We start from the raw sequence: 22,942 nt of genomic DNA on the forward strand, positions 1-22,942 counted from the left end.
ACTAGTCGATAACATAAACGCACCGTCCATTCTAACAAGAAAAGTATGCAGCAATCTGAAATTCTATCTGTAGCAGAACGTTTAATCCCGGCTTACCACGCCGAAGATTTCGAATTCCTTCTTTCTCAAATGACAGAAGGGGAATCGCCGTCTCTGAAGCTGCTCGTTAAAATGGAACTGAATCGTATCATGGCTCCGTGTACAAAGAGCATTGATTTACGCGGGCGTATTGATAATGAGTGTCGTCAGTTCACTCTCGATGGCCGTAAGCACTGGCTCGATGATATCGCTTTAAACGCATATCAACGTGGTACGAAAAAGTTTAAAGGTTACACAGAAGGCGCATGGGAGTTAGTAATGACTCCGCGAACTCAGCCTCTGAGCGTTGTTAAAACATCTTCTCAAGGTAACCACGACATTACTAGCGCCAATAGCCCGTACGAAGCGGAAGCTATTAACCTAGGTTACGACTTAAAACGCCAAGAGAACAGACTCAAGATTAGCTCGCAGGTCGAGATCACCACATCGAAAGGGCAAAGCCTACATGGTGTAACGGTTGATATCTCCCCGTCGGGTGCAAAGTTCAAAGTACCGAGCGCCTTTCGATACAACCTCGGCGAGATCATCAGCGTTAAGTTCTCAGAGCTTATCGAAAAGTCCCAAGAAAACGATGTTAACCAAGCGGTTGAATTTCGTGTTTTGGGTATCGACGAATCTTATGAGAACAACGCGGTCAAATTTCTAAGAACCATCAAGGTAAGCGACAACAATATTGTGGCTCGCTTACTCGATGAGTCTTTAAATAGCACCAGTAAGAAAACCAGCCATGAGAATCAAGATAGGATTATTCGAACTCGTACTCGAGGAATCGAACATACCTATCTAAAGCATACTTGTAACCTACCCCTGTTTTTCAGCGGCAGCGAACTAAAGCTTGCCCTACTGACGGATAACAACCATCCATTATGGCAATATTGGCACGACGAACGAAATCAACAAGCGCTGGGTACCCTGTTCAACGAGCAACGTATGAACCTGTTGGCGAAACCAGGAGTGAAGGGAACCAGTAACGTTATCTACTCTTTTACCCATGAACACCAAAACAAGACCTTGTTCTATTCAATGATGCTGCCTGAAGCCTCTCGTGAACAAAGACAGCTGTTCTGGCACATCGGTGGCAAACGTAAAAGTTGGAAGGCGTTCAAGTTCTCGGTTTTCGAACTTTCAGACACTGAGCGACAAGCATTAGCTAAACACTCGGATACGCTGGCTCAAAGCTCAGCTCAACTGACGCATTGCGGAATCTTGCAAGAGATTGGCGATCACGAAAGTGCGGCGGACTATCTTCTGAGTGAAAAGCCACGCATTCCAAGCAGTGAATTGAACCGCTTCCGTCACCCGCGTACTGTCGTCGGCAATATTCAAAGCATCTACTTTGACTCTCAGACTCGTCGTAAAGAGCCGAGATACCAATTTAAGTCACCGTTGCAACTTACATCACAAGATGGCACAGCGGCGAACGGACACACCTTAGATATTTCGAAGCGTGGACTGAGCATTAGCCTTGAACACCCAATGGTACTCAAGATTAATGATCCGGTATTAGTGAACTTCAATGAACTGCAGCTCTATGACAAGAACCTGCCACTGAGCACAGTGCCTTACCACGTAATTCGAGTGAGTCCGAATGGTCGCAACGTGCAGTTGGTTATTGCCGAGAACGCCAAGACAATGCGTACCATCGCTTTCCTTAATGGGCTTATCGATCAAAACCAAAGTAAGCTGATTAAGAAGCAAGAGATACTGCCAACACATTCGCTACTCGAATCACTGCACAACATTTTGTTGAGCAAGATGGTCAGTAACCCAATATTCATTGATAAGCCAAGTTCAACGCTGCGCTGTAAGATCATTGGTGTGAATTTCCCACTGAATAAGCATCTAACGTTACTTGCTAAACTTGGTCACAACCAAAAGTTCTCACTCGAGCCAATCTTCAAGGGTCACACCAACTCACTGTTGGCTGAGCCACTAAAAAGAATTGAAGGTGCGGAGCCTAAGCATCATGACGTGTACATTGCTGCAGTGAAGTTTGGCGACAAAATCCAGTCGGTACACACCAAGTTGGTCAAAGACTTCGCCTCAGCAAAGGAACGCATCTTATTCATCAAGAAAGCGCAGCACTTAGGTGATGTGTATGTATTGCGAGTCACCACGGCACCTATCTTTAATCCGCTAACGAGTTTATTCCAGTCGGATTTAGAAGAGCTTTCACGCATCAGTATGCATCAAGCTAAGAAGCTAGAGAATGAGGTGACGGCGTTTATCGGTTATGGCGAGATAGAGGACATTACCGATGAAGTGCTGATTCGATTGGAGCTAACACGCTAGCCTCGAGTGGCGTATTAACTTAAGCATGAAAATTGAAAAAGCAGGCTGATAGCCTGCTTTTTTTGTGTCTGAGCCACTATTGCTAAATAAGATACATCGCCAATAGCACTTAGGTAGAGCCCCTAAGGTTTCGCTTGCCAGCTGATCTTCTGTTGCTTAGCCAATACACCCGACAAGATACACAGCACACCGCCTAAACCTGCGTAACGAACAGCAGTTTGAGCTTGCTGCTCTACTTTTGGTTTTGCGTGGTAGGCAATGCCTAAACCTGCAGAGCCCATCATCACCAAGTCATTGGCACCATCACCAACGGCAACGGTATTATGTAGTTCCAATTCGTACTCTTCAGCCAACTCTACCAAGATATCCGCTTTGGTCTGCGCCGAAACAACATCGCCTAAGACTTCACCCGTCAACTTACCGTTGACGATCTCAAGCGTGTTTGATTGAGCATGGTCTAGATCAAGGGTATCTTTCAGGTAGTCAGAGAAGTAAGTAAAACCGCCTGATGCAATCGCCGTTTTCCAGCCAAGCTTATTTAGAGTATTCACCAGCCCGACCAAGTCTGGCATGAATGGCAATGACTGACGCACTTGCTCTAATATCGATTCATCCGCACCTTTCAGTGCTCCTACTCGCTGGCGTAGGCTCTGTTCAAAGTCGAGCTCGCCTTGCATTGCTCGTTCTGTGATTTCAGAGACTAACTCTCCCACTCCAGCTAGCTTGGCAATCTCATCGATGCATTCAATTTGAATCGCTGTGGAATCCATATCCATCACGATCAAACCTGGCTTAGATAAGTCTGGGACCTCGCTAAGGCAAGCATAATCAAGCTTTAGCGCTTGGAGGATTTCTTCGTGTGCTGGCGTTAGATTGCCTGACATCAAAGCCACTTCATAATGCCCAACCTTCCACGTATCGAGGATGGTGTTGTAAGTGCCAGTGAAAAAGTCGATGTCATCGAAAGATTGTGGAGATAGGTACTCACCAAACACAATCCAATTGGCCTTGGATTTAGCGAGTTGAGAAGCGAAACGAGTCTCGGGGAGTCGAGTTAATAATGTCGTATGCCTTTTTATCGGCAGATATTTCTGAGCGTCCATGTGTATGATTCCTAATTAACTATGCTAAACGTTAACCTATTGCAATTTGAAAACGCAAGTCTCAATATGTCTTAATCATAACATTTGTTTATTTCAGGCTTCGTGAAACATGAATGAATCATTGTTCTCAATACGTAACGCTTTACGAATGCTAGCCCTCATTTTGTTGGCTACCATGTTCGTTGTAACGATTAAAAATACGGTCGTGATCAGTAAAGGTAACGAGAAGATCCAAGCAAAACAGTTGGAAACTCTTACCAAGCTGCTTATCTCTCAGGCATCACTTTCAGCCAGCAAGATGATCACGCAACAAGACCAAGAGCGATTGCTTGATCTGACTAACCAGCTATCTCAAGACCGACTGGTGTTCGATACCACCATCTATGATGCAGAGGGTATTCGACTGGCTTCGAGCGAAAAAGCCCTCTCGGTACGTGAGGTTCTTGGCTTAGATACACCACTTTCAACAGCAAGTATCGGCAGACAACAGTTAGTTGAACCTATTTATTCTCCAGAGAAAACGATCATCGGCTTTATTCGAGTGACTTTTGAAACCGGTAAGATGACGGCGATTTCTGATCACCACTACCGCAAAAGTGATCGCTACATGATCGGTATGGTGTTGATGGGGTTTGTGAGTGGCGTGTTGTTCATCATGCTGATTCGCAGAAGACCAACTAAGTCTGGTGAGAACTTACTATTGAAAAATGTAAGCTCATAAACACACTAGGCTGACAATAAATACTAGACTCAGAATAAATACAGCAATCCAATAAAAAGCCCCGACGCTCAGGCAGCAACGGGGCTTTTTGTTATCTGTTAACTTATCAAGCTAAGACAAATCAAGATTATTCTTGGTCACCAAGCAACACTGAGTCTAGTGCGATAACCATCATGTCGTTGAAAGTCGTTTGACGTTCATCTGATGTCGTTTGCTCACCAGTCTTGATGTGGTCAGAAACAGTACAGATCGTTAGAGCTTTTGCGCCGTATTCAGCACATACACCATAGATGCCAGCCGCTTCCATCTCTACGCCAACAATGCCGTATTTGTCCATTACTTCGAACATCTCTGGATCTGGCGTGTAGAACAGCTCAGCCGAGAACAGGTTACCGACTTTTACGCCGACACCGAGAGCTTTGGCTGCATCTTCTGCCGCGCGCACCATTTTGTAATCCGCAATCGCCGCAAAGTCATGATCTTTAAAGCGAATACGGTTCACTTTAGAGTCAGTACATGCGCCCATACCGATCACCACATCACGCACTTTGATATCTTCGCTCACTGCACCACAACTGCCCACACGAATGATCTTCTTCACACCAAAGTCTTTGATCAGCTCAGTCGCGTAAATAGAACAAGATGGAATGCCCATACCGTGTCCCATTACCGAAACCTTACGACCTTTGTAAGTACCGGTGTAACCAAACATGTTGCGAACGTCGCACACTTGAACCACTTCTTCTAAGAAGGTTTCAGCGATGTATTTAGCACGTAGCGGGTCACCTGGCATTAAAACTACGTCAGCGAAATCACCCATTTCAGCATTAATATGTGGAGTAGCCATTGAAAATATCCTTAATCTCAAAACAAAAAAAGAAGAGAGAGGTTTCCCTCTCTCTTCGTTAACTATTATAGAAAGCTTGTACCGTGTCCCATTGGCGATGTACCAAAGTATGACGCTAAGCTTTGACCGATATCAGCGAACGTATCGCGACGGCCTAAAGAACCGGCTGGAACCTTCTGACCGTAAACAATCACAGGGATGTGCTCACGAGTATGGTCTGTACCTGGCCATGTCGGATCACAACCGTGGTCAGCCGTTAGGATAAGCACATCATCTTCTTTCATCATATCGATGATTTCATTGATGCGACCATCGAAGTACTCAAGTGCCGCTGCATAACCAGCAACATCACGGCGGTGGCCGTAAGCTGAGTCGAAATCAACGAAGTTAGTGAACACGATAGTGTTGTCGCCTGCTTCATTGATCGCTTCTTTGGTTGCTTCAAATAGCGCAGGAATACCTGTTGCTTTGGTTTTCTGAGTGATGCCACAACCCGCGTAGATATCAGAGATCTTGCCGATTGAGTGAACGTTACCGCCCTTCTCATCAACCAACTTCTGAAGAATGGTGGCTGCAGGTGGCTCAACAGAAAGATCACGACGGTTACCAGTACGTTCGAATTGACCTTTACCTGGGCCAATGAACGGACGAGCGATAACACGACCAATGTTGTAGTCTTCTAGCTCTTCACGAGCAATCTGACAAAGGTCTAATAGGTTTTGCAGGCCGAATGTCTCTTCGTGACAAGCGATCTGGAAAACAGAATCTGCAGAAGTATAGAAGATAGGCAAGCCAGTCTTCATATGCTCTTCACCTAGGTTATCTAGGATTTCCGTGCCAGATGAGTGGCAGTTACCTAAGAAACCAGACAGGCCTGCACGCTCAAGGATGCGGTCAGTCAGTTCTTTTGGAAAGCTGTTCTCTTTGTCGGTGAAGTAGCCCCAGTCAAACAGTACAGGAACACCCGCAATTTCCCAGTGACCTGATGGCGTGTCTTTACCAGAAGACAGCTCAGCAGCGTGACCGTAAGCGCCAATGATCTCAGCGTCTGCATCCATACCAGGAGCAAAGCGACCTGTAGACTCTTTGTGAGCCATCGCTAGACCTAGCTTAGACAGGTTTGGCAATGTCAGTGAACCTTTACGATCTGCATTGTCTGCAAGACCTTGGTCACAATGATCTGCGATGTGGCCCATAGTGTCAGAACCTACATCACCAAATTTGTCTGCATCCGCTGTTTCACCGATACCGAATGAATCTAAAACTAAAATAAATGCTCTTTTCATTTTCTTCACCAACTTATTGCTCTTTGCACCAGAACTCTGTTTATCGGTATACGCGAGGCATACCGATAACGGTTATTTACACGTCTTCAGAACGAATCTGACGGTAAACGTCTGGCGTTGCTGTATATTCTCCGCCCACAGTGATTGCATTTTGTAATGCAGTTGCAGCTTCTTGCCACTGTTGTTCGTTGCGAGCATGAATCATTGCTAATGGCTTATCTTCACTTGCTACTTCACCTAGGCGAATGAAGTGATCAAAACCGACTGCGTAATCAATGCTGTCAGTTGCTACACGACGACCGCCGCCCATACCAACCACAGCCATACCAATTGCACGAGTATCCATTGCTGATACCACACCGCTTTCTAACGCGTACACTGGCTTAATAATGTCTGCTTTTTCTAGGTAGTTATCGTAGTTCATTACGAAATCAACTGGACCACCAAGGCCCGCTACCATTTTACCGAAGCACTCTGCTGCCTTACCGTTATCCAGTACTGCCATCAGTTTTTCGCGCGCTTCGTCTGAGTCTTTAGCTAGGTTACCGAGCACCAGCATTTCAGCACACGATGCTAGAGTGATCTCTAACAAGCGAGGGTTACGGTATTCACCCGTTAGGAACTGAACCGCTTCACGAACTTCTACTGCGTTACCCGCTGAAGAAGCCAGCACTTGGTTCATGTCCGTTAGGATTGCTGTTGTTTTAGTACCCGCACCGTTTGCTACTGCAACGATAGATTTCGCTAGCTCTTCAGATGCTTCGTAAGTCGGCATGAATGCGCCTGAACCTACTTTTACATCCATCACTAGAGAATCAAGGCCCGCAGCCAGTTTCTTAGATAGGATTGAAGCCGTGATCAGCGAGATGTTATCGACTGTTGCTGTGATATCACGAGTTGCGTAAACACGCTTGTCAGCAGGAGCTAGATCGCCTGTTTGACCGATGATAGCCACGCCAGCATCTTTCGTTACTTCACCGAACACATCGTTGGTTGGTGTAATGTTGTAACCCGGAATAGATTCCAGCTTGTCTAGCGTACCGCCAGTGTGGCCTAAACCACGACCAGAGATCATTGGAACGAAACCGCCACATGCTGCCACCATTGGGCCAAGCATCAGAGAAGTAACGTCGCCAACACCACCAGTAGAGTGTTTATCAACGATTGGGCCATCAAAGTTCATGTGGCTCCAGTCAATCACCATGCCTGAATCACGCATTGCACACGTTAGTGCGATACGTTCTGGCATCGTCATTTCATTAAAAAAGATAGCCATTGCGAATGCGGCAATTTGGCCTTCAGAAACCGTGTTCTTAGCCACACCTTGAATGAAGAAGTTAATTTCTTCAGCTGTTAGGACTTCACCGTCACGTTTTCTGCGAATAATTTCTTGAGGTAGATACATTAGTGCCTCCCAAACTCTAGTGAGTATGGTTTGTAGGGAAAAGAGGTAATATGGAGTGGCTTGACGCCACTCCATCAAACAGACTTATTATGTTCAATACTCTAAATATTTGGCGTTGCAGTTAGGCGACCAGTGAGTTCATTCCTATGAGCATAGAGGCTCTATGTGATTAGGAGGAACTTACGCAGTCAACAACGCTGCGGTGTCAAATATGACGAGTAAATTAGTATGCTGCTGGATCAGCAGTCTGGTCTGTCACTTCTAATGTATTAAGAAGGTTAGTTAGTAGGCTTGAAGCACCAAAACGGTAGTGCATGTTGTCTGCCCACTCAGCGCCTAGTAGCTCATCAGCCATTGCTAGGTATAGTGCTGCATCTTCAGCAGTACGTACGCCACCAGCTGGTTTGAAACCAACTGTTTTAGCAACGCCCATGTCACGGATAACTTCAAGCATCATGCGCGCGTACTCTGGAGTCGCGTTTACTGGCACTTTACCTGTTGAAGTTTTGATGAAGTCTGCACCTGCTTCGATACAGATTTGAGAAGCTTTCTTGATTAGTGCTTCTTCTTTCAGTTCACCTGTTTCGATGATCACTTTAAGCGTGATGTCACCACAAGCTGCTTTACACTGTTTAACTAGCTCAAAGCCAACTTCTTCGTTGCCAGCAATAAGAGCACGGTATGGGAATACTACGTCAACTTCGTCTGCGCCGTACGCTACCGCTGCTTTTGTTTCTGCAACAGCAATTTCGATGTCGTCATTACCATGAGGGAAGTTAGTTACAGTCGCAATGCGTACTTCTGGAGTACCTTGCTCACGCAACGCTTTCTTAGCTGCTGGGATAAAGCGAGGGTAAATACAGATTGCAGCGGTGTTGCCTACTGCAGTCTTCGCGTCATGACAAAGCGCCACTACTTTTTCAGTAGTATCGTCGTCATTTAGCGTAGTTAGGTCCATAAGTTTAAGTGCACGTAGAGCTGCTGCTTTTAAATCGCTCATTTCTATCTCCGATCAATATATTCAAACAGTTAACTACTTCGCCCTCCATCCAGTATAGATGGATATTTTAGTAATGCTCAGTAGCCACAAATGAACGGACTTGGTTCCCTGAAGACTTGATAACTTTCGCTACCAATTGCAATCCTTGTCACCGCACAGTACCAGTTTGGTCTATGGCACAACAAATCAGTCATGTTGTGTCTAACATCTATAGCGTATCGCTAATTTTGGCTTAATCCCAGAAAAATAACGTTCGAGTTGATTTCGAGGTTACTTTCTTGCCAACAGAGACATCCTATCCCTTTAGCTTATACATTATAGGTATCCATCAATAAATTGTAGTGCTCCTTAGAACGCAAACGGTTTGTATCTCAAAAAAACATTCTAGACCCTACATCGAATCTAAGCATAAGCGCGTGCATATACTAAAAACGGCAGGCCTAAAAACAAAAAAGCCCCGCAGCAATTTCTTGCTACGGGGCGATATTATTATGGCGTCTATATATCGATTTCTAACTAATTAGAAAGACAGGAAGAAGCCAGCAATTGTTGCTGCCATCAGGTTAGATAGAGTACCAGCAATTACCGCTTTAACACCCATACGTGCGATGTCGTGGCGACGGCTTGGTGCAATACCACCTAGACCACCTAGAAGAATCGCAATTGAAGAAAGGTTTGCGAAACCACATAGTGCGAATGCGATGATAGCTTGAGTCTTCTCAGACATCACTTGACCAGTTGCTGCAACAACTTGAGCGTTTTCACCAACGTATGGTACGAAGTTTAGGTATGCAACGAATTCGTTAACAACTGTCTTCTGACCAATGAAAGAACCAGCGATAGTTGCTTCTTCCCATGGAACACCAATGATGAATGCTAGCGGTGCGAAGATCCAACCTAGAAGAAGTTCTAGAGTTAGGTTTTCCATACCGAACCAACCACCGATGCCACCTAGGATACCGTTGATTAGAGCAATTAGACCGATGAATGCTAGTAGCATTGCACCAACGTTAAGTGCTAGTTGTAGACCAACTGATGCGCCACCTGCTGCTGCGTCGATAACGTTAGCTGGTTTGTCATCGCCACCGTCCATTTCGTCAGCGATGTTGTCGTCTGGCGTATCTGTTTCAGGCTTGATGATTTTAGCGAATAGTAGACCACCTGGTGCTGCCATGAATGATGCTGCTACAAGGTACTCTAGAGGTACACCCATAGATGCGTAACCCGCTAGTACACCACCAGCTACAGAAGCCAAACCACCACACATTACTGCGAATAGTTCAGAGTTAGTCATTTTAGGAACAAATGGACGAACAACTAGAGGTGCTTCAGTTTGACCAACGAAGATGTTTGCTGCTGCAGACATAGACTCGGCGCGAGAAGTACCTAGAGCTTTCTGAAGACCACCACCAAGAACTTTGATTACAATTTGCATAACACCAATGTAGTAAAGTACAGAGATAAGTGCAGAGAAGAAAATCAGAGTTGGTAGTACTTGGAAAGCAAAGATGAAACCGATACCGTCAACTGAGAAGTTAACTAGGCTGCCGAATAGGAAACCAGTACCGTCTTTACCGTAGTCGATCACGTTTGCTACACCAGCAGAGAAACCTGCAAGTAGATCACGACCCCAAGGGATGTAAAGTACGAATGCACCAAGTGCGAATTGGATAGCGAAAGCGCCACCCACTGTTCTTAGATTAATAGCTTTGCGGTTGTCAGATAGTAGTACTGCGATTGCGATCAGTGCAACCATTCCGACTAGGCTCATAAACAGGCTCATAGTTTATGACTTCCTTATTAGTTATTTATTGGCGTGTTACAAAATGGGGCTATAAAGCGGAGGCAATTATACTCATGCGACCACTAATAAAGTAATGCCGTCCTCACACTTTCGTAGAAGATTCATGTACCATTCACACGCAAATGTGACCCAAATCACAAGCTCAGTGCAATTTACGCAAACGATAAACAAAAACCTTCGATTTTATTCACATATACCGAATGCGCGATGGCTATTTTGCCAAATTTGCGCTGCAATCGATTGCTTTGGCTCTTTTCTAAGCAAAAAAAGTTCATTTAAGATCGTAACTAAATATTTGGAATGATTAACATTTCCTTGGTTTCCATACATGGGCATGTCCGGAGCATCCGTTTCCAATACCAGACATTCAAGGGGCAATTTTGCGATGGTTGTGCGTGTTTTTTGCGCTCTTGGGTAAGTTATCGTTCCACCGACGCCAATATAGAAACCGAGCTTGATCCACGCCAAAGCTTGCTGTTCACTCCCAGAAAAACCGTGAATCACACCACCTAAGGTGAACTTATGCTGCTTTATTAGCTCGATAAGTCGGTTGTAAGACTTCCTCTCATGGATGATTAAAGGCAGGTCAAACTCCTTCGCAAGCTCCATTTGTTGGATGAAAAAGCGCTCTTGTTTCTCTCGTTCAACGTCCACAAAAAAGTCGAGCCCGCACTCACCTATCGCGACACATTGGCTGTTTTTTGAAGCGAGTAATTGGCGAAGTTCCGAAAATTGTTCGTCATTGGCCGGTTCTAAAAAGTAAGGATGGAAGCCTAATGCATAGTAAATATTGGGGTGAGATTGAGCGATTTCATCGAGCTTCCTCCAGTTACGTTGGCCGATAGAAGGGATGATTAACTTCTCGACTTGCGCTTGTTTCGCTTCTTTAAGATAGCCATCAATAGTTTGATCAGGTGTAAAACCTTGCTCAAACGCCTCAAAATCCGCGTGGCAATGAGTATCAAACAGCGGAAAGTCACTTATTTGCTGTGTCATTTTCCCTACTCTCCATTTGTTTCCCTTGAGGATCACGACGATAAGCAACACAACTGCGCTTGTTCTCAGGCGTTAAGCCAAGCTCTTCACACCACTTATCATATCTTTTAACCCAAGTTTTTATCCAACCCAACATACTTACCTCAAGTCTCAACCTAAAAAGCGCAAATGCATAAATTAGATTTATACATCAACACTAGCTGGCTATATTGTTGAAAATCTCACCACAGCGAATAATAAACGCACTTGCCAAGGAGGCATTGATAGCAAGACGCTCCATTCAATAACGAGATCCTACTTTATGAAAGCATCACTCTTAGCCATATCAATTTCTAGCGTATTAGCAGCACCTGCTTTTGCTTCTGCACCTCAAGTTGACGTAGAACTAGCAAACCAACAAACACTTCAACTTATTGACGAGCAGATGAACGCTATCGATGCGTCTGTTCAGTATAAGTTAAACGAACAATACGCGAATGCAACTCCAGGCACGACAGCCACAATCGATGACGTCACTTACGAAAAACAATCTAACGGTACTTGGGCTGCAGTTGGTGCCGCTTCTGCTGCATTGGTTGCAGGGCTTTTGAGCACGTCGTCTAGTTCCAATAGCGACAATGATGTGGATTATCTCCCACAACACCCAGACGTTGATGTTGACGCTACACCTCGTTGGTCTCCAGATTTCGGTGAAGACCGTCCTGAAATGGAAGAGCGTGACCTGACAGTTAAGATCATTAACGGCGAAATCCACATTATCGACGAAAACACCAGTGAGTGGGTAGGTACTGTACAACGCAAGGATGGTGAGATCATTTTCCGTGGCAACGGAGACTTCGAAAAAACTCTAGTAAAAGTTGAAGGTGACCTAGAAGCTAACGGCAGTGCAGCCATCGTTAAAGGTAATGGCGAATGGTTAGCAACTGTTGAGCGTGTGGATAGTGGTTTTGAGATAACTAGTGGCAAGGGAACTATTGTAATTGATAGCCCACGACCTGCTCTCCCAGCCTCTCCAGAGCACCCAGATATGGACTTTGATGATACACCTCGTTGGTCTCCAGATTTCGGTGAAGACCGCCCCGAGATGGAAGAGCGTGACCTGACAGTTAAGATCATTAACGGCGAAATCCACATTATCGACGAAAACACCAGCGAGTGGGTAGGTACTGTACAACGCAAAGATGGCGAGCTCGTATTTATTGGCAACGGTGACTTTGAAAAAACACTACTTCGTGTGGAAGGCGATGTTACTTCTGACCAATTCTCTTTAGTCAAAGGCAACGGTCAATGGGTTGCGACTGTTTCAAAAATAGATGACGGTGTACGTATTCAAACAAAGAATCACGATCATGTGTTTGATGGTTCAAACATCGACCGTAGCAAGCTTCAATCTATCGACCCAACTAAACTACAGAAAGCTAAATCCGCTATTCAACAACGTTTACGCGGCTAAAATTCAACCTGAGTTGAACCCGCTCACCCGATAATAGTGAACGCTATTATCGGGTGTTTTTACTCACTAGCTAAGGAAAGCGATTCGGAATTTGAATATGAAACGCCTTCTATTAATACTTGCTTTGACTTTCCCTTTTTACTCGTCTGCAAATGACACCCTTATTGAATCTATTGAGCGTTTTACAGATATCTTTTCCGTCAGCTTATCTCAAAGCCCAGACAATGATAAGACAGTCGCCACACTTGATATAAACTATCAAATCAATGATAAATTGCGTGTTTTTGGAGAGGTTGATACTCAAGACTATTGGCAAGCAGGGTTGGGATATTCATTCTGGCAAGGGGACACGTACTACACTGAAAACACCGTAAAAGTCAGCGAACATGAGATCACAACAGGCATTTTTGTTGCTAAGTTGATTCATGAAAATTGGACACTGCTTGGCGATATCAACTACAACTATATGGACAGAGATTTCGATGCTTGTCTTCCAAACTTATGCATGGAATATAAAACCTCTGACACATTCGATTATAGTGCAGGCGCTCTGTGGAGCCCGATTCAATATGCTGACTTTCTTTACAAATTCAACCAAGAAATCGGATTCAAAAAAGATACCCAAGACTTTTATATTAAAGATGAGACTACTACGAGATCTAGACATATCAGAAATGAAACTAGGACCAACATTCATTATCACGAAGTAGCTGTATTCTTTAACTTGAAGTACGTAAAACCGTCCGTTACCTATACCATATACCCTGAAACCAAAAACTATGTGGAATTCGGTTTAGCCTTCGATTTCTAGCTATTTAATAACTGTTTAAGCTCATCTCGTAACTCTTGATGTTGCCCATTAGTTTGATACTTCTTGTGATAGAAAAACTCAAACTCCACGGGACGCATTGAGAATGGAGGCTCATGAATTTGTAAGCCAATGATTTTTGCTAAATGGATCATGCTAACCGGAACAGCTGCAATATAGTCAGTCCCTTTTACCGCCAATATCAAGTTAGTGATGTTTCTTACTTCGATAGCAACATCACGAGTAAAGCTCTTTTCGGAAAGAAAGTCGACTATTTGAGTATCTTGGCGAAGTAACTTCAAGGTTACATGCCGTGCTTCAAGAAACTCATCCATCGAAATCTTCTCACCAAATTGACTGTTTTCAGGATCACTCATAAGAAGCAATCTATCAGTAGTTGCAAATTCAGACGCTAAACTTGACTGTTTAGGTAAACCAGTATCGACCACTAAATCTACTCGATTGAGTCGGATATCCTCGACAACATTCTCTACAGAAATTGGGGATTCAACTAACTGAACACCATTGAGCATGGGCATTTTGTGGAGCAGATTCGCAGGCATATAAACCGTAAAATCACGCTTTCTTGATACTGCACCTTCCATCAACTCTAAAGCATCAGATAATTGACCAGCCAGTTTGTGAGACATTGACGTTGGTTCTATTGAACGCCCTACTCTTACGAACAACGCATAGCCTACCACCGCTTCAAACCTCTTGATTGCAGCACTAACCGCAGGTTGAGTTAGCTCTAACGATTCAGCCGCTTTGGTTATCGATCTTTGTTGATATACAGAGAGGAATGGCTTTACTAAATTGAGATCAAACACGCTTTACTCCATCAAAACGGTGTACTCTTAGTGTAACAAAAAAGCCGAATGCTAGAAGCAATTCGGCTTTAATATTATCCAACAATGTTATGTAGAACTGTCGCTATTAGTGCTCGCGCGTCGCTCGGAATTGAACTTCAGGGAAACGTTCAGAAGCTAGGTTCAAGTTCACCATAGTTGGTGCGATGTAAGACAGGTTGTCACCGCCATCTAGCGCAAGGTTAGATTGGTTCTTACGTTTGAATTCTTCTAGTTTCTTAGCGTCATCACATTCAACCCAGCGAGCTGTTGCAACGTTAACACCTTCGTAGATAGCTTCTACGTTGTATTCCGCTTTCAAGCGCGCTACAACCACGTCGAACTGAAGCACACCAACCGCACCAACGATCAGGTCGTTGTTTTGCATAGGACGGAATACTTGTACTGCGCCCTCTTCTGAAAGCTGAACTAATCCTTTTAGAAGTTGCTTCTGCTTCAGTGGATCGCGTAGACGGATACGACGGAATAGCTCAGGTGCGAAGTTAGGAATACCAGCGAACTTAAGGCTCTCACCTTGAGTAAAGGTATCACCAATCTGGATAGTACCGTGGTTATGTAGACCGATAATATCACCCGCGTATGCTTTTTCAGCACGTGCACGGTCACCCGCCATAAAGGTTACCGCATCAGAGATACTTACACTCTTGCCTGTACGAACATGGTTCATCTTCATACCTTGGTTGTAAGTACCCGAAACGATACGCATGAATGCGATACGGTCACGGTGTTTAGGGTCCATGTTTGCTTGGATCTTAAATACGAAACCAGAGAACTTCTCTTCTGTCGCTTCAACATCACGCTCGTTCGCTTGACGCGTTTGAGGTGCTGGAGCCCATTTCGTTAGACCATCAAGCATGTGGTCAACACCAAAGTTACCCAATGCAGTACCGAAGTAAACCGGCGTTAGTTCACCCGCTAGGAATAATTCATGGTCAAACTCAGGACAAGCACCGATAACAAGCTCTAGCTCTTCACGTACGCTTTCCGCAAGATCAGCACCTACTGCTTCATCTAGCTCAGGGTTATCTAGACCTTTGATGATACGAACTTCTTGGATCTCGTGGCCGTGGCCAGATTCATACAAGATCGTTTCATCACGGTGAATGTGGTAAACACCTTTAAACTCTTTACCGCAACCAATTGGCCATGAGATTGGAGCACAAGCCATACCTAGCTCGCTCTCTACTTCATCAAGCACTTCCATTGGGTCACGAACGTCACGGTCAAGTTTGTTCATAAACGTTACGATTGGCGTATCACGCAGACGTGTTACTTCCATTAGTTTACGAGTACGATCCTCGACACCTTTCGCAGCATCGATAACCATCAAACATGAATCAACCGCTGTTAGCGTACGGTACGTATCTTCCGAGAAATCTTCGTGTCCTGGAGTATCTAGTAGGTTTACTAGGCAATCATTGTATGGGAATTGCATTACCGACGTAGTTACCGAGATACCACGTTCTTTTTCCATCTCCATCCAGTCAGATTTAGCGTGCTGGTTAGAGCCACGGCCTTTTACGGTACCCGCTTTTTGAATCGCGTTTCCGAATAAAAGAACTTTTTCAGTAATCGTGGTTTTACCCGCATCCGGGTGAGAGATAATCGCAAACGTTCTACGTTTGCTCACTTCTTGTTGGAAAGACATAGTCGCCCTTTGCTGATCTAAAGCGTAAAAAGGGCAAGTAGATAATACTTGCCCTTGAATTCTGTGTGCGGATTATACAGAAAGCGTATCACTTTCTAAAGGGTCAGTTTACACCCTATTTTTTGGCTAATTTTGTGATTAGCTATCTAGTTAGCGAAAAGACGTAACATGACTAGCTAAAAGACATAAAAAGATAGCTCATAATGATGGCATCTTCGTTGCCTTGTTTAGTTGGATAATAGTTACGACGGCGATCAACTTCGTTGAAGCCTGCCTTTTCGTAAAGATTAAACGCGTTCACATTACTTTCGCGAACTTCTAGCCAAGCACTTTCCGCGTCAGCTTGCTCACACATATCAAGGAAATGTTCCGTTAACGCTTTTCCATACCCTTTGCCTTGCTGGCTTGGGTCTACCGCGATATTAAGCAATGTGACTTCGCCAACGATGTTTTGCGCGAAGAAATAGCCCACCACTTGTCCATCAACTTCAAGGACATGATGACAAGCGCCTCGGCTATCAAGATCTCGGATCATATTTTCAGACCAAGGGTAAGAATGCGCGGCCTGCTCTATCTTCCAAATGGCGTCTAGGTGTTGTTGTGAAGTCGGTAAAAATTGATTAGTCATAAGCACAAATTTGTTGCCATAAGTCGCGGCGGTGTTGGTTGTTACCGTTAATGTCAGACAGTAATGGCGATTGAAGTGTTTTAGCCTTCAGCTCTTGAGCCGACTCACAACCAGCAAACCATATCCACTCAACCGAACCTAAATCCACAGTAGACAAGTGTTGCGGTTGAAGGTGTAAAGCCTGAGATAAGTCGAGCTTGATACTTTTGAGTACTCGCTCAAACATCACGGCGAGATCTTCCTGAGGTTTTTCAGGCGAAACCAACAGTAACTTGCAATCGCTCGAGAGCGGAGTCAATTCAGATTCATAACCTGCTAAACGCTCTGGGTGACTTAGTTCCCATTGGCTAATGCCCATCTCATGTAGGTATTGCGCGTGTGTTTGTGACATATCTAGCGGTAGTAACCTTAAGTTTATTGGAGCCAAAGTTTATTGAAACCAGAAGTTTGTTAGAACTAGTTTTGTGAAAGCTGCCTCTATTGAAAGAGCGCTTATTAGAGCAGGGCTGATACTAACAAAAAATAAAGGAGCATCAAGCTCCTTTATTTAGACTAAATCAGTTTGTATCTTGTTGCGTGATAAATCAGCTTATAAGTCGTTGAACTCGGGGCTGTAAGCAATCTCACCAGCATGTCCAGCAAACGCACCGTTTACCAATTCAATCGCTTGGAAAGCACCTTCAGGCACATCCCAAACACAACTCAGGCCAAACTCGCTCGCAGCCTTGAAACCAAAGCGGCTGTAATAAGCAGGGTCACCCAACACAACGCAAGCTGGGTAACCAAAATCAACCAAAGTGGAAAACGCATCTTCAACTAGAGATTTGGCAATGCCTTGGTTGCGGAACTCTTCTTTCACAGCGAGAGGCGCAAGCCCTTGCCAGTTATGATCGTCGCCATCAAGAGTGATAGGGCTAAACATCAGGTGACCAACCACCTCGCCTTCATCAGAACAAGCCACCAGCGATAGCGTTAAATGGCTATTCTCACGCAAGCTCATAACCAAGTTAGCTTCTGCATCTGTTTCAAAAACAGATTTCAATAAACGATCAATGACAAGTATATCTGCCGGTGCTTCAGTTCGAATAAGCATTCATTACCTCACTTTGTGTATCTGGGGATTGTACTCCCTTCTGCACAAAATCAGCTAATTGATTTAACAAAGTTTTCATAGGAGTCGGCAATAAGTCCAAATCTACGCTATCCATCAAGTTTTTAACTTCTAAACCGAGCTCGGTATCGCCTTCAATAGACAGTCTACGTTGGAAGAAAAGCGTATCTGGGTCTTCTTTACGCCCCGCAATCAACACAAGATCGTTAAGATTGCCGCTAAAGCTTACATCTTCAACCACCTCTTTATCAGCTACAACCAGTTGCTCATTTTTGTAGCTAATACACCAACTTAACCCCATGTCTTTTATTGAGACTTTCAGCCATTTGTCTTCTAAAAACTCAAAGTCACCGTCCTCTAAAGCTTCCTTGAATACATTCTTAAGCGCCTCCAATAAGGCTCTTTTTTGTACTGTTTTAGGCAATAACTGGACTGGAGATCGCAAAATTGATGCGGCATTTTGAACTAGTTGAGTGCGAATCTTGTTTATCACGTGACTTATCCGTAACTTTGTCAATAATATGGAATGCATCATAGATGATGTTGAGATCTCAGTTACTGTTATGTATCAAATTAACTTCTGTTTGATACTCGACCTTTAATATCCTGAAAATCACAGTTATAGTAACTCAGGTAATGAGAATTACAGCGGATCGCTGCACTCACAGGTAAATATCGATAGCCACACAAAAAGTAATAAATATTTATCGATAGTGAATATTCAAGCTCTTGGAGAATTGGTAGTACTTTGATGCCTCCCCAACAACTACAACATTGGTTTACCCAGCTAACTGCAAATAGTCCGTTCTTTTTTGCAGTACTTGATGCTCAACATAACTATTTTATGGTGAATGAGCGTTACTGCGATATTGCTGGTTTGAGTCAACCAGAGCTTGCAGGCATGAATGATCGCCAAACATTGGGCGAACAGTTCTACCAACATCTCAAGCCTTACTATGAGCGTGCATTCAGTGGCGAAACGATTGAGGCCGAAGTCACCCTCAACGAAACAGACCTCGATACCAGCCTTCATTTCAGCCTATCTCCGCTTACCAATGGCAACAAAACCGACTACATCGTCTTTCACGCCTTCGACACATCAGAAAACCAAGTACTTGTCCGTTCTTTAGAAGAATCCGAAGCCAAATTCCACAAACTATCTCAACTACTTCCAGATGGATTACTGCTCGTTGAAAGTGACTACATCTTGTCATCTAACCCAGCAGCAGCGCGCTTGCTTGGCTTTAACTCAACCACAGAGTTAATTGGTGAAGAGTTGGGACGCCTATTTATCGATGAACAAACCAAAACAGTCTTCAATAATAACCTCAGCTCTATTATTTCTGAGTCTGGTTTGGTTTGCTTAACGGGTGCACGATGCGGCTTTGAACGTAAGGTTCAGCTCAACATCGACTCCACCACTGTTCTTGGAAGCAACACTCAGTTGGTGCTTATCCAAGACGCACAAGAAACCGCAAAACAATACACACCGGCAAACAGTGAAGATGCCTACATCGATGCACTGACCAAGCTCTACAACCGAGTTGGGTTTACTAAGCGTCTTGAGCAGTTCATTCACAACGATACGCCGGTGGTGATGCTCTACTTAGACATTGATAACTTCAAGAATATCAATGACTCACTTGGTCATCACATCGGTGACAAGGTGATAAAAGAGGTCGCTTCGCGCCTTAAACGCTTACTGCCTCGTAAGGCCGTGATTGGGCATTTAGGCGGGGATGAGTTTGGTATTATCTTGCCAGAACCTGAACATCAGCGAACACCTGAAATGCTCGCTGAAAAGATCATATCCCTTATCAACCAACCCTTCGATCTTCACCACTTTAGCAAACGCTTAGCCTGCTCAATTGGTAGCGTGAGCTTTCCTCAAGATGGGACTGATGCTCGTATCTTGCTGCAAAATGCAGACACAGCAATGTATGAAGCCAAAGATCGTGGTCGCAACCGCCTGATCAAGTTCAACGAACAGATGAACAAAGAAGCGCGCATGCGACTGTGGCTTGAGATAGAGCTACAAAAGGCGCTGCAACAAAATGGACTTGAGGTTTGGTATCAACCTAAGGTCAATGCCCGTGACTTCACCATTAACGGCGCTGAAGCTCTAGTACGTTGGAAGCACCCTGTCGAAGGTTATATCAGTCCTGCTGCGTTCATTCCTGTGGCAGAGCGAGCTGGACTTATTGAACAACTTGGCCGAGTGGTAATGCGTGAAGTGTTTGCTACGGTTAAGCGCTGGAAGATGCAAGGTATCCTTCCAGGTCGTGTCGCGATCAACCTATCTCCAGAACAGTTTGGTAACCCAAAGCTGATTGATTATATGGAAAAATTGCTGCGTTCGACCGAGCTTGATCCAAGTGCGATTACGTTTGAGCTAACGGAAAGCGCGGTAATGAGTGATAGTGAACACACACTTCAAATGCTTAACGCCATCAAGAAACTTGGCTTTGCTCTCTCCATCGATGATTTTGGTACTGGTTACTCTTCACTGTCTTACCTTGCTCGCTTCCCAATTGATGAGCTAAAGATAGACCGTGCTTTCATCTCCGATATCGATACCCTACCAAAGCAAATCACCGTAATTGAAAACATCATCAACCTGGGTAAGTCTCTCGATTTAACTGTGGTTGCTGAAGGTGTCGAAACTAGTGAGCAAGCGACTCTGCTGTCTAATCTCAACTGTAGTTCGATTCAAGGCTTCCACTTCTACCGTCCGCAACCAAAACAAGATGTCGAAGAGTTGTTTGCCCAAAACCGCCGCCATAAAAATTAAGTACCTCATATTTAAACCAAGCCAACATGTAAAACGGTCACTCGTCAGTACCTCAAACGGAGTAAAAGCAGATTTATCCATCTAAACCTGCCTTACATCAATTCCGTCATTCACAATTCTTCATAAAATGCTCGCTTCAACTCAATTCTACTGGTAGTGAGCAAATGGAACTCTTATGCCCAGCGGGTAACTTACCTGCTTTGAAAACCGCTATTGATTGTGGTGCGGATGCTGTCTATATCGGATTCAAAGACGATACCAATGCCCGACACTTTGCAGGCCTAAACTTTGCGGGTAAAAAGCTCGATCGTGCTGTGCAGTATGTGCATGACCACAACAAGAAAATTCATGTTGCCCTAAACACGTTTGCTCACCCAAATGGCTTCGACCGTTGGACCAATGCCGTAGACAACGCTGCTGCGCTAGGTGTCGATGCACTGATCATCGCAGACATCGCGGTGCTTGAGTACGCAGCAAACAAATATCCAGATCTAGAACTGCATCTATCGGTACAAGCATCAGCGACCAATGCCGCTGCTATCGACTTCTACCATAAAAACTTCAATGTTAAGCGTGTGGTACTGCCGCGTGTATTATCGATCCATCAGGTCAAACAGCTTTCTCGTAATATCACTTCTGACGTTGACCTTGAAGTATTCGCTTTCGGTAGTTTGTGCATCATGGCAGAAGGTCGTTGCTACCTCTCTTCATACATGACTGGCGAATCACCAAATACGGTTGGCGCTTGCTCTCCTGCGAAATACGTTCGCTGGCAAGAAACAGAAACAGGCCTCGAATCTCGCTTGAACGAAATCCTTATCGATAAATATGAAGCAGGTGAGAACGCAGGTTACCCAACGCTGTGTAAAGGCCGCTTTGAAGCAGAGATCGATGGTGAACGTAAGCGCTATCACGCACTTGAAGAACCAACCAGCCTAAACACGCTATCAATGCTGCCAGAGCTTTTCGCTGCCAATGTTGCTTCAGTGAAAATTGAAGGTCGTCAGCGTAGCCCTGCTTATGTAGAGCAAGTTACTCGTACGTGGCGCGCAGCCATCGACCGCTACTTAGCAAATCCTGAACAATACCAAGTAGAACAAGCTTGGAATGCGACACTGGCGAATGTATCGGAAGGTACACAAACCACGCTTGGCGCTTATCATCGTAAATGGCAATAGAGCCAAATGGAGAACTCAATGAAATACGCATTAGGCCCTCTACTTTATTTTTGGCCAAAACAAGACGTTGAAAGCTTCTATGAGCAAGCGAAATCAAGCTCTGCTGATATCATATATCTCGGTGAAGCCGTGTGTTCAAAGCGTCGTGAGATGAAAGCAAAACACTGGATGGACATCGCTAAAGAGCTGTCTGCTTCAGGTAAGCAAGTGGTACTGTCGACCATGGCGTTGCTCGAAGCGCCAAGTGAAGTCAACATCATGAAGAAGTACATCGATAACGGTGACTTCGCGATTGAAGCAAACGACGTGTCTGCAATTCAACTGGCCAGCGAAAGCAAAGTCCCTTTCGTGGTTGGTCCTGCGGTGAACACCTACAACGCACGCACGCTGAACTTGTTCTTGAAACAAGGTATGACGCGTTGGTGTATGCCGGTTGAGCTTTCTCGCGAATGGTTAAGTAACGTAATGACCCAGTGCGAAGAAATCAATATTCGTAATAAGTTCGAAGTAGAAGTATTTAGCCACGGCTACCTACCGCTTGCTTACTCAGCACGCTGCTTTACCGCTCGCGCTGAAAACAAAGCTAAAGACGATTGCGAAACCTGCTGTATCAAGTACCCAACAGGGCTACAAGTAGAAAGCCAAGAAGGCCAATCAGTATTCAACCTTAATGGTATCCAGACCCAATCGGGCTACTGCTACAACCTAGTCAATGATTTACCCAACATGCACGACCTGGTTGATGTGGTTCGCTTAAGCCCACTCGGCGTTGATACCTTCTCTGAAATTAATAACTTCAGAGCGAATGAACGCGGTCAAAACCCGATGAAGATTGAAAGCCGCCAATGTAATGGTTACTGGCATCAGCTTGCCGGTTTAGACGTCAAAAACATCTAAATACTA

At 44.6% G+C, this 22,942-nt stretch carries 21 protein-coding genes; 7 read left to right on the forward strand and 14 right to left on the reverse strand.

All coding sequences use genetic code 11. The annotated features are described in order from the left end of the window. The first annotated feature begins 45 nt into the window (after window positions 1–45). The gene (locus tag AB4585_RS07245) at window positions 46–2,391 is read left to right on the forward strand and encodes a PilZ domain-containing protein (RefSeq protein ID WP_017058827.1); all 2,346 of its coding nucleotides are present in this window, start codon (window positions 46–48) and stop codon (window positions 2,389–2,391) included. Between the two features lie 122 nt (window positions 2,392–2,513). Here AB4585_RS07245 and serB read toward each other — a convergent pair whose 3' ends face one another. Beyond that, window positions 2,514–3,494: a phosphoserine phosphatase gene (gene serB / locus AB4585_RS07250; protein ID WP_017058828.1), complete on the reverse strand. Its 981-nt coding sequence runs from the start codon at window positions 3,492–3,494 to the stop codon at window positions 2,514–2,516. A gap of 109 nt (window positions 3,495–3,603) precedes the next feature. Between serB and AB4585_RS07255 the strand changes: the two genes are divergently transcribed. Beyond that, window positions 3,604–4,215, forward strand: coding sequence for a YtjB family periplasmic protein (locus AB4585_RS07255; protein ID WP_076655999.1), 612 nt, complete (start codon window positions 3,604–3,606; stop codon window positions 4,213–4,215). A gap of 127 nt (window positions 4,216–4,342) precedes the next feature. Here the strand turns inward: AB4585_RS07255 and deoD are convergent, their stop codons facing one another. The 7 genes from deoD to AB4585_RS07290 form a co-directional block, all read right to left on the reverse strand. After that, window positions 4,343–5,062, reverse strand: a complete 720-nt coding sequence (gene deoD / locus AB4585_RS07260) for a purine-nucleoside phosphorylase (RefSeq protein WP_017063285.1) — start codon at window positions 5,060–5,062, stop codon at window positions 4,343–4,345. A gap of 65 nt (window positions 5,063–5,127) precedes the next feature. Continuing rightward, window positions 5,128–6,348, reverse strand: coding sequence for a phosphopentomutase (locus AB4585_RS07265; RefSeq protein ID WP_017068223.1), 1,221 nt, complete (start codon window positions 6,346–6,348; stop codon window positions 5,128–5,130). Window positions 6,349–6,424: 76 nt separating this feature from the next. Then, window positions 6,425–7,753, reverse strand: coding sequence for a thymidine phosphorylase (gene deoA / locus AB4585_RS07270; protein ID WP_017063283.1), 1,329 nt, complete (start codon window positions 7,751–7,753; stop codon window positions 6,425–6,427). A gap of 223 nt (window positions 7,754–7,976) precedes the next feature. Beyond that, on the reverse strand, window positions 7,977–8,753 hold the full coding sequence (gene deoC, locus AB4585_RS07275; RefSeq protein WP_010436196.1) for a deoxyribose-phosphate aldolase: 777 nt from the start codon (window positions 8,751–8,753) through the stop codon (window positions 7,977–7,979). Between the two features lie 520 nt (window positions 8,754–9,273). Beyond that, window positions 9,274–10,536, reverse strand: a complete 1,263-nt coding sequence (locus AB4585_RS07280; RefSeq protein ID WP_017058833.1) for a NupC/NupG family nucleoside CNT transporter — start codon at window positions 10,534–10,536, stop codon at window positions 9,274–9,276. Between the two features lie 204 nt (window positions 10,537–10,740). After that, window positions 10,741–11,553 (reverse strand): TatD family hydrolase, encoded by an 813-nt coding sequence (locus tag AB4585_RS07285; RefSeq protein WP_102319908.1) that lies wholly within the window; start codon window positions 11,551–11,553, stop codon window positions 10,741–10,743. Beyond that, complete coding sequence (locus tag AB4585_RS07290; protein ID WP_017066983.1) at window positions 11,534–11,689, reverse strand: DUF5363 family protein; 156 nt, start codon at window positions 11,687–11,689, stop codon at window positions 11,534–11,536. Before AB4585_RS07290 ends, AB4585_RS07285 begins: the two co-directional genes overlap by 20 nt. A gap of 165 nt (window positions 11,690–11,854) precedes the next feature. Here AB4585_RS07290 and AB4585_RS07295 point away from each other — a divergent pair, with 165 nt between their 5' ends. Together AB4585_RS07295 and AB4585_RS07300 are read left to right on the forward strand one after the other, a co-directional pair. Beyond that, the gene (locus AB4585_RS07295) at window positions 11,855–13,006 is read left to right on the forward strand and encodes a hypothetical protein (RefSeq protein ID WP_372154986.1); all 1,152 of its coding nucleotides are present in this window, start codon (window positions 11,855–11,857) and stop codon (window positions 13,004–13,006) included. Between the two features lie 97 nt (window positions 13,007–13,103). Next, complete coding sequence (locus tag AB4585_RS07300) at window positions 13,104–13,817, forward strand: hypothetical protein (protein ID WP_372111984.1); 714 nt, start codon at window positions 13,104–13,106, stop codon at window positions 13,815–13,817. Here AB4585_RS07300 and AB4585_RS07305 read toward each other — a convergent pair. The 6 genes from AB4585_RS07305 to AB4585_RS07330 form a co-directional block, all read right to left on the reverse strand. After that, a complete protein-coding gene (locus AB4585_RS07305; protein WP_136989294.1) occupies window positions 13,814–14,644 on the reverse strand; it encodes a LysR family transcriptional regulator in 831 nt (276 codons plus the stop codon). The two genes, AB4585_RS07300 and AB4585_RS07305, sit on opposite strands and share 4 nt — an antisense overlap. Window positions 14,645–14,750: 106 nt before the next feature. Next, window positions 14,751–16,331: a peptide chain release factor 3 gene (prfC, locus tag AB4585_RS07310; RefSeq protein WP_017059244.1), complete on the reverse strand. Its 1,581-nt coding sequence runs from the start codon at window positions 16,329–16,331 to the stop codon at window positions 14,751–14,753. A 172-nt stretch (window positions 16,332–16,503) separates the two neighbouring features. After that, complete coding sequence (rimI, locus tag AB4585_RS07315) at window positions 16,504–16,959, reverse strand: ribosomal protein S18-alanine N-acetyltransferase (RefSeq protein WP_372154985.1); 456 nt, start codon at window positions 16,957–16,959, stop codon at window positions 16,504–16,506. Further along, window positions 16,952–17,350, reverse strand: a complete 399-nt coding sequence (locus AB4585_RS07320; protein ID WP_017063280.1) for a DNA polymerase III subunit psi — start codon at window positions 17,348–17,350, stop codon at window positions 16,952–16,954. Before AB4585_RS07320 ends, rimI begins: the two co-directional genes overlap by 8 nt. Window positions 17,351–17,548: 198 nt before the next feature. Beyond that, the gene (locus AB4585_RS07325) at window positions 17,549–18,052 is read right to left on the reverse strand and encodes a GNAT family N-acetyltransferase (RefSeq protein WP_017063279.1); all 504 of its coding nucleotides are present in this window, start codon (window positions 18,050–18,052) and stop codon (window positions 17,549–17,551) included. Continuing rightward, window positions 18,036–18,563 (reverse strand): SCP2 domain-containing protein, encoded by a 528-nt coding sequence (locus AB4585_RS07330; RefSeq protein ID WP_029235120.1) that lies wholly within the window; start codon window positions 18,561–18,563, stop codon window positions 18,036–18,038. Before AB4585_RS07330 ends, AB4585_RS07325 begins: the two co-directional genes overlap by 17 nt. Before the next feature lie 258 nt (window positions 18,564–18,821). Here AB4585_RS07330 and AB4585_RS07335 point away from each other — a divergent pair, with 258 nt between their 5' ends. The 3 genes from AB4585_RS07335 to AB4585_RS07345 all read left to right on the forward strand — a co-directional run bounded on the left by AB4585_RS07335 (window position 18,822) and on the right by AB4585_RS07345 (window position 22,936). Continuing rightward, on the forward strand, window positions 18,822–20,861 hold the full coding sequence (locus tag AB4585_RS07335; RefSeq protein ID WP_372154984.1) for an EAL domain-containing protein: 2,040 nt from the start codon (window positions 18,822–18,824) through the stop codon (window positions 20,859–20,861). Between the two features lie 164 nt (window positions 20,862–21,025). Then, window positions 21,026–22,039, forward strand: coding sequence for a peptidase U32 family protein (locus AB4585_RS07340; RefSeq protein ID WP_017068227.1), 1,014 nt, complete (start codon window positions 21,026–21,028; stop codon window positions 22,037–22,039). Window positions 22,040–22,057: 18 nt separating this feature from the next. Further along, window positions 22,058–22,936, forward strand: a complete 879-nt coding sequence (locus tag AB4585_RS07345; RefSeq protein WP_048668750.1) for a U32 family peptidase — start codon at window positions 22,058–22,060, stop codon at window positions 22,934–22,936. The last annotated feature ends 6 nt before the right edge of the window (window positions 22,937–22,942 follow it).

Origin of the sequence: Vibrio sp. 10N.222.49.C9 (assembly GCF_041474985.1) — a bacterium.
Lineage (GTDB): Bacteria > Pseudomonadota > Gammaproteobacteria > Enterobacterales > Vibrionaceae > Vibrio > Vibrio crassostreae_C.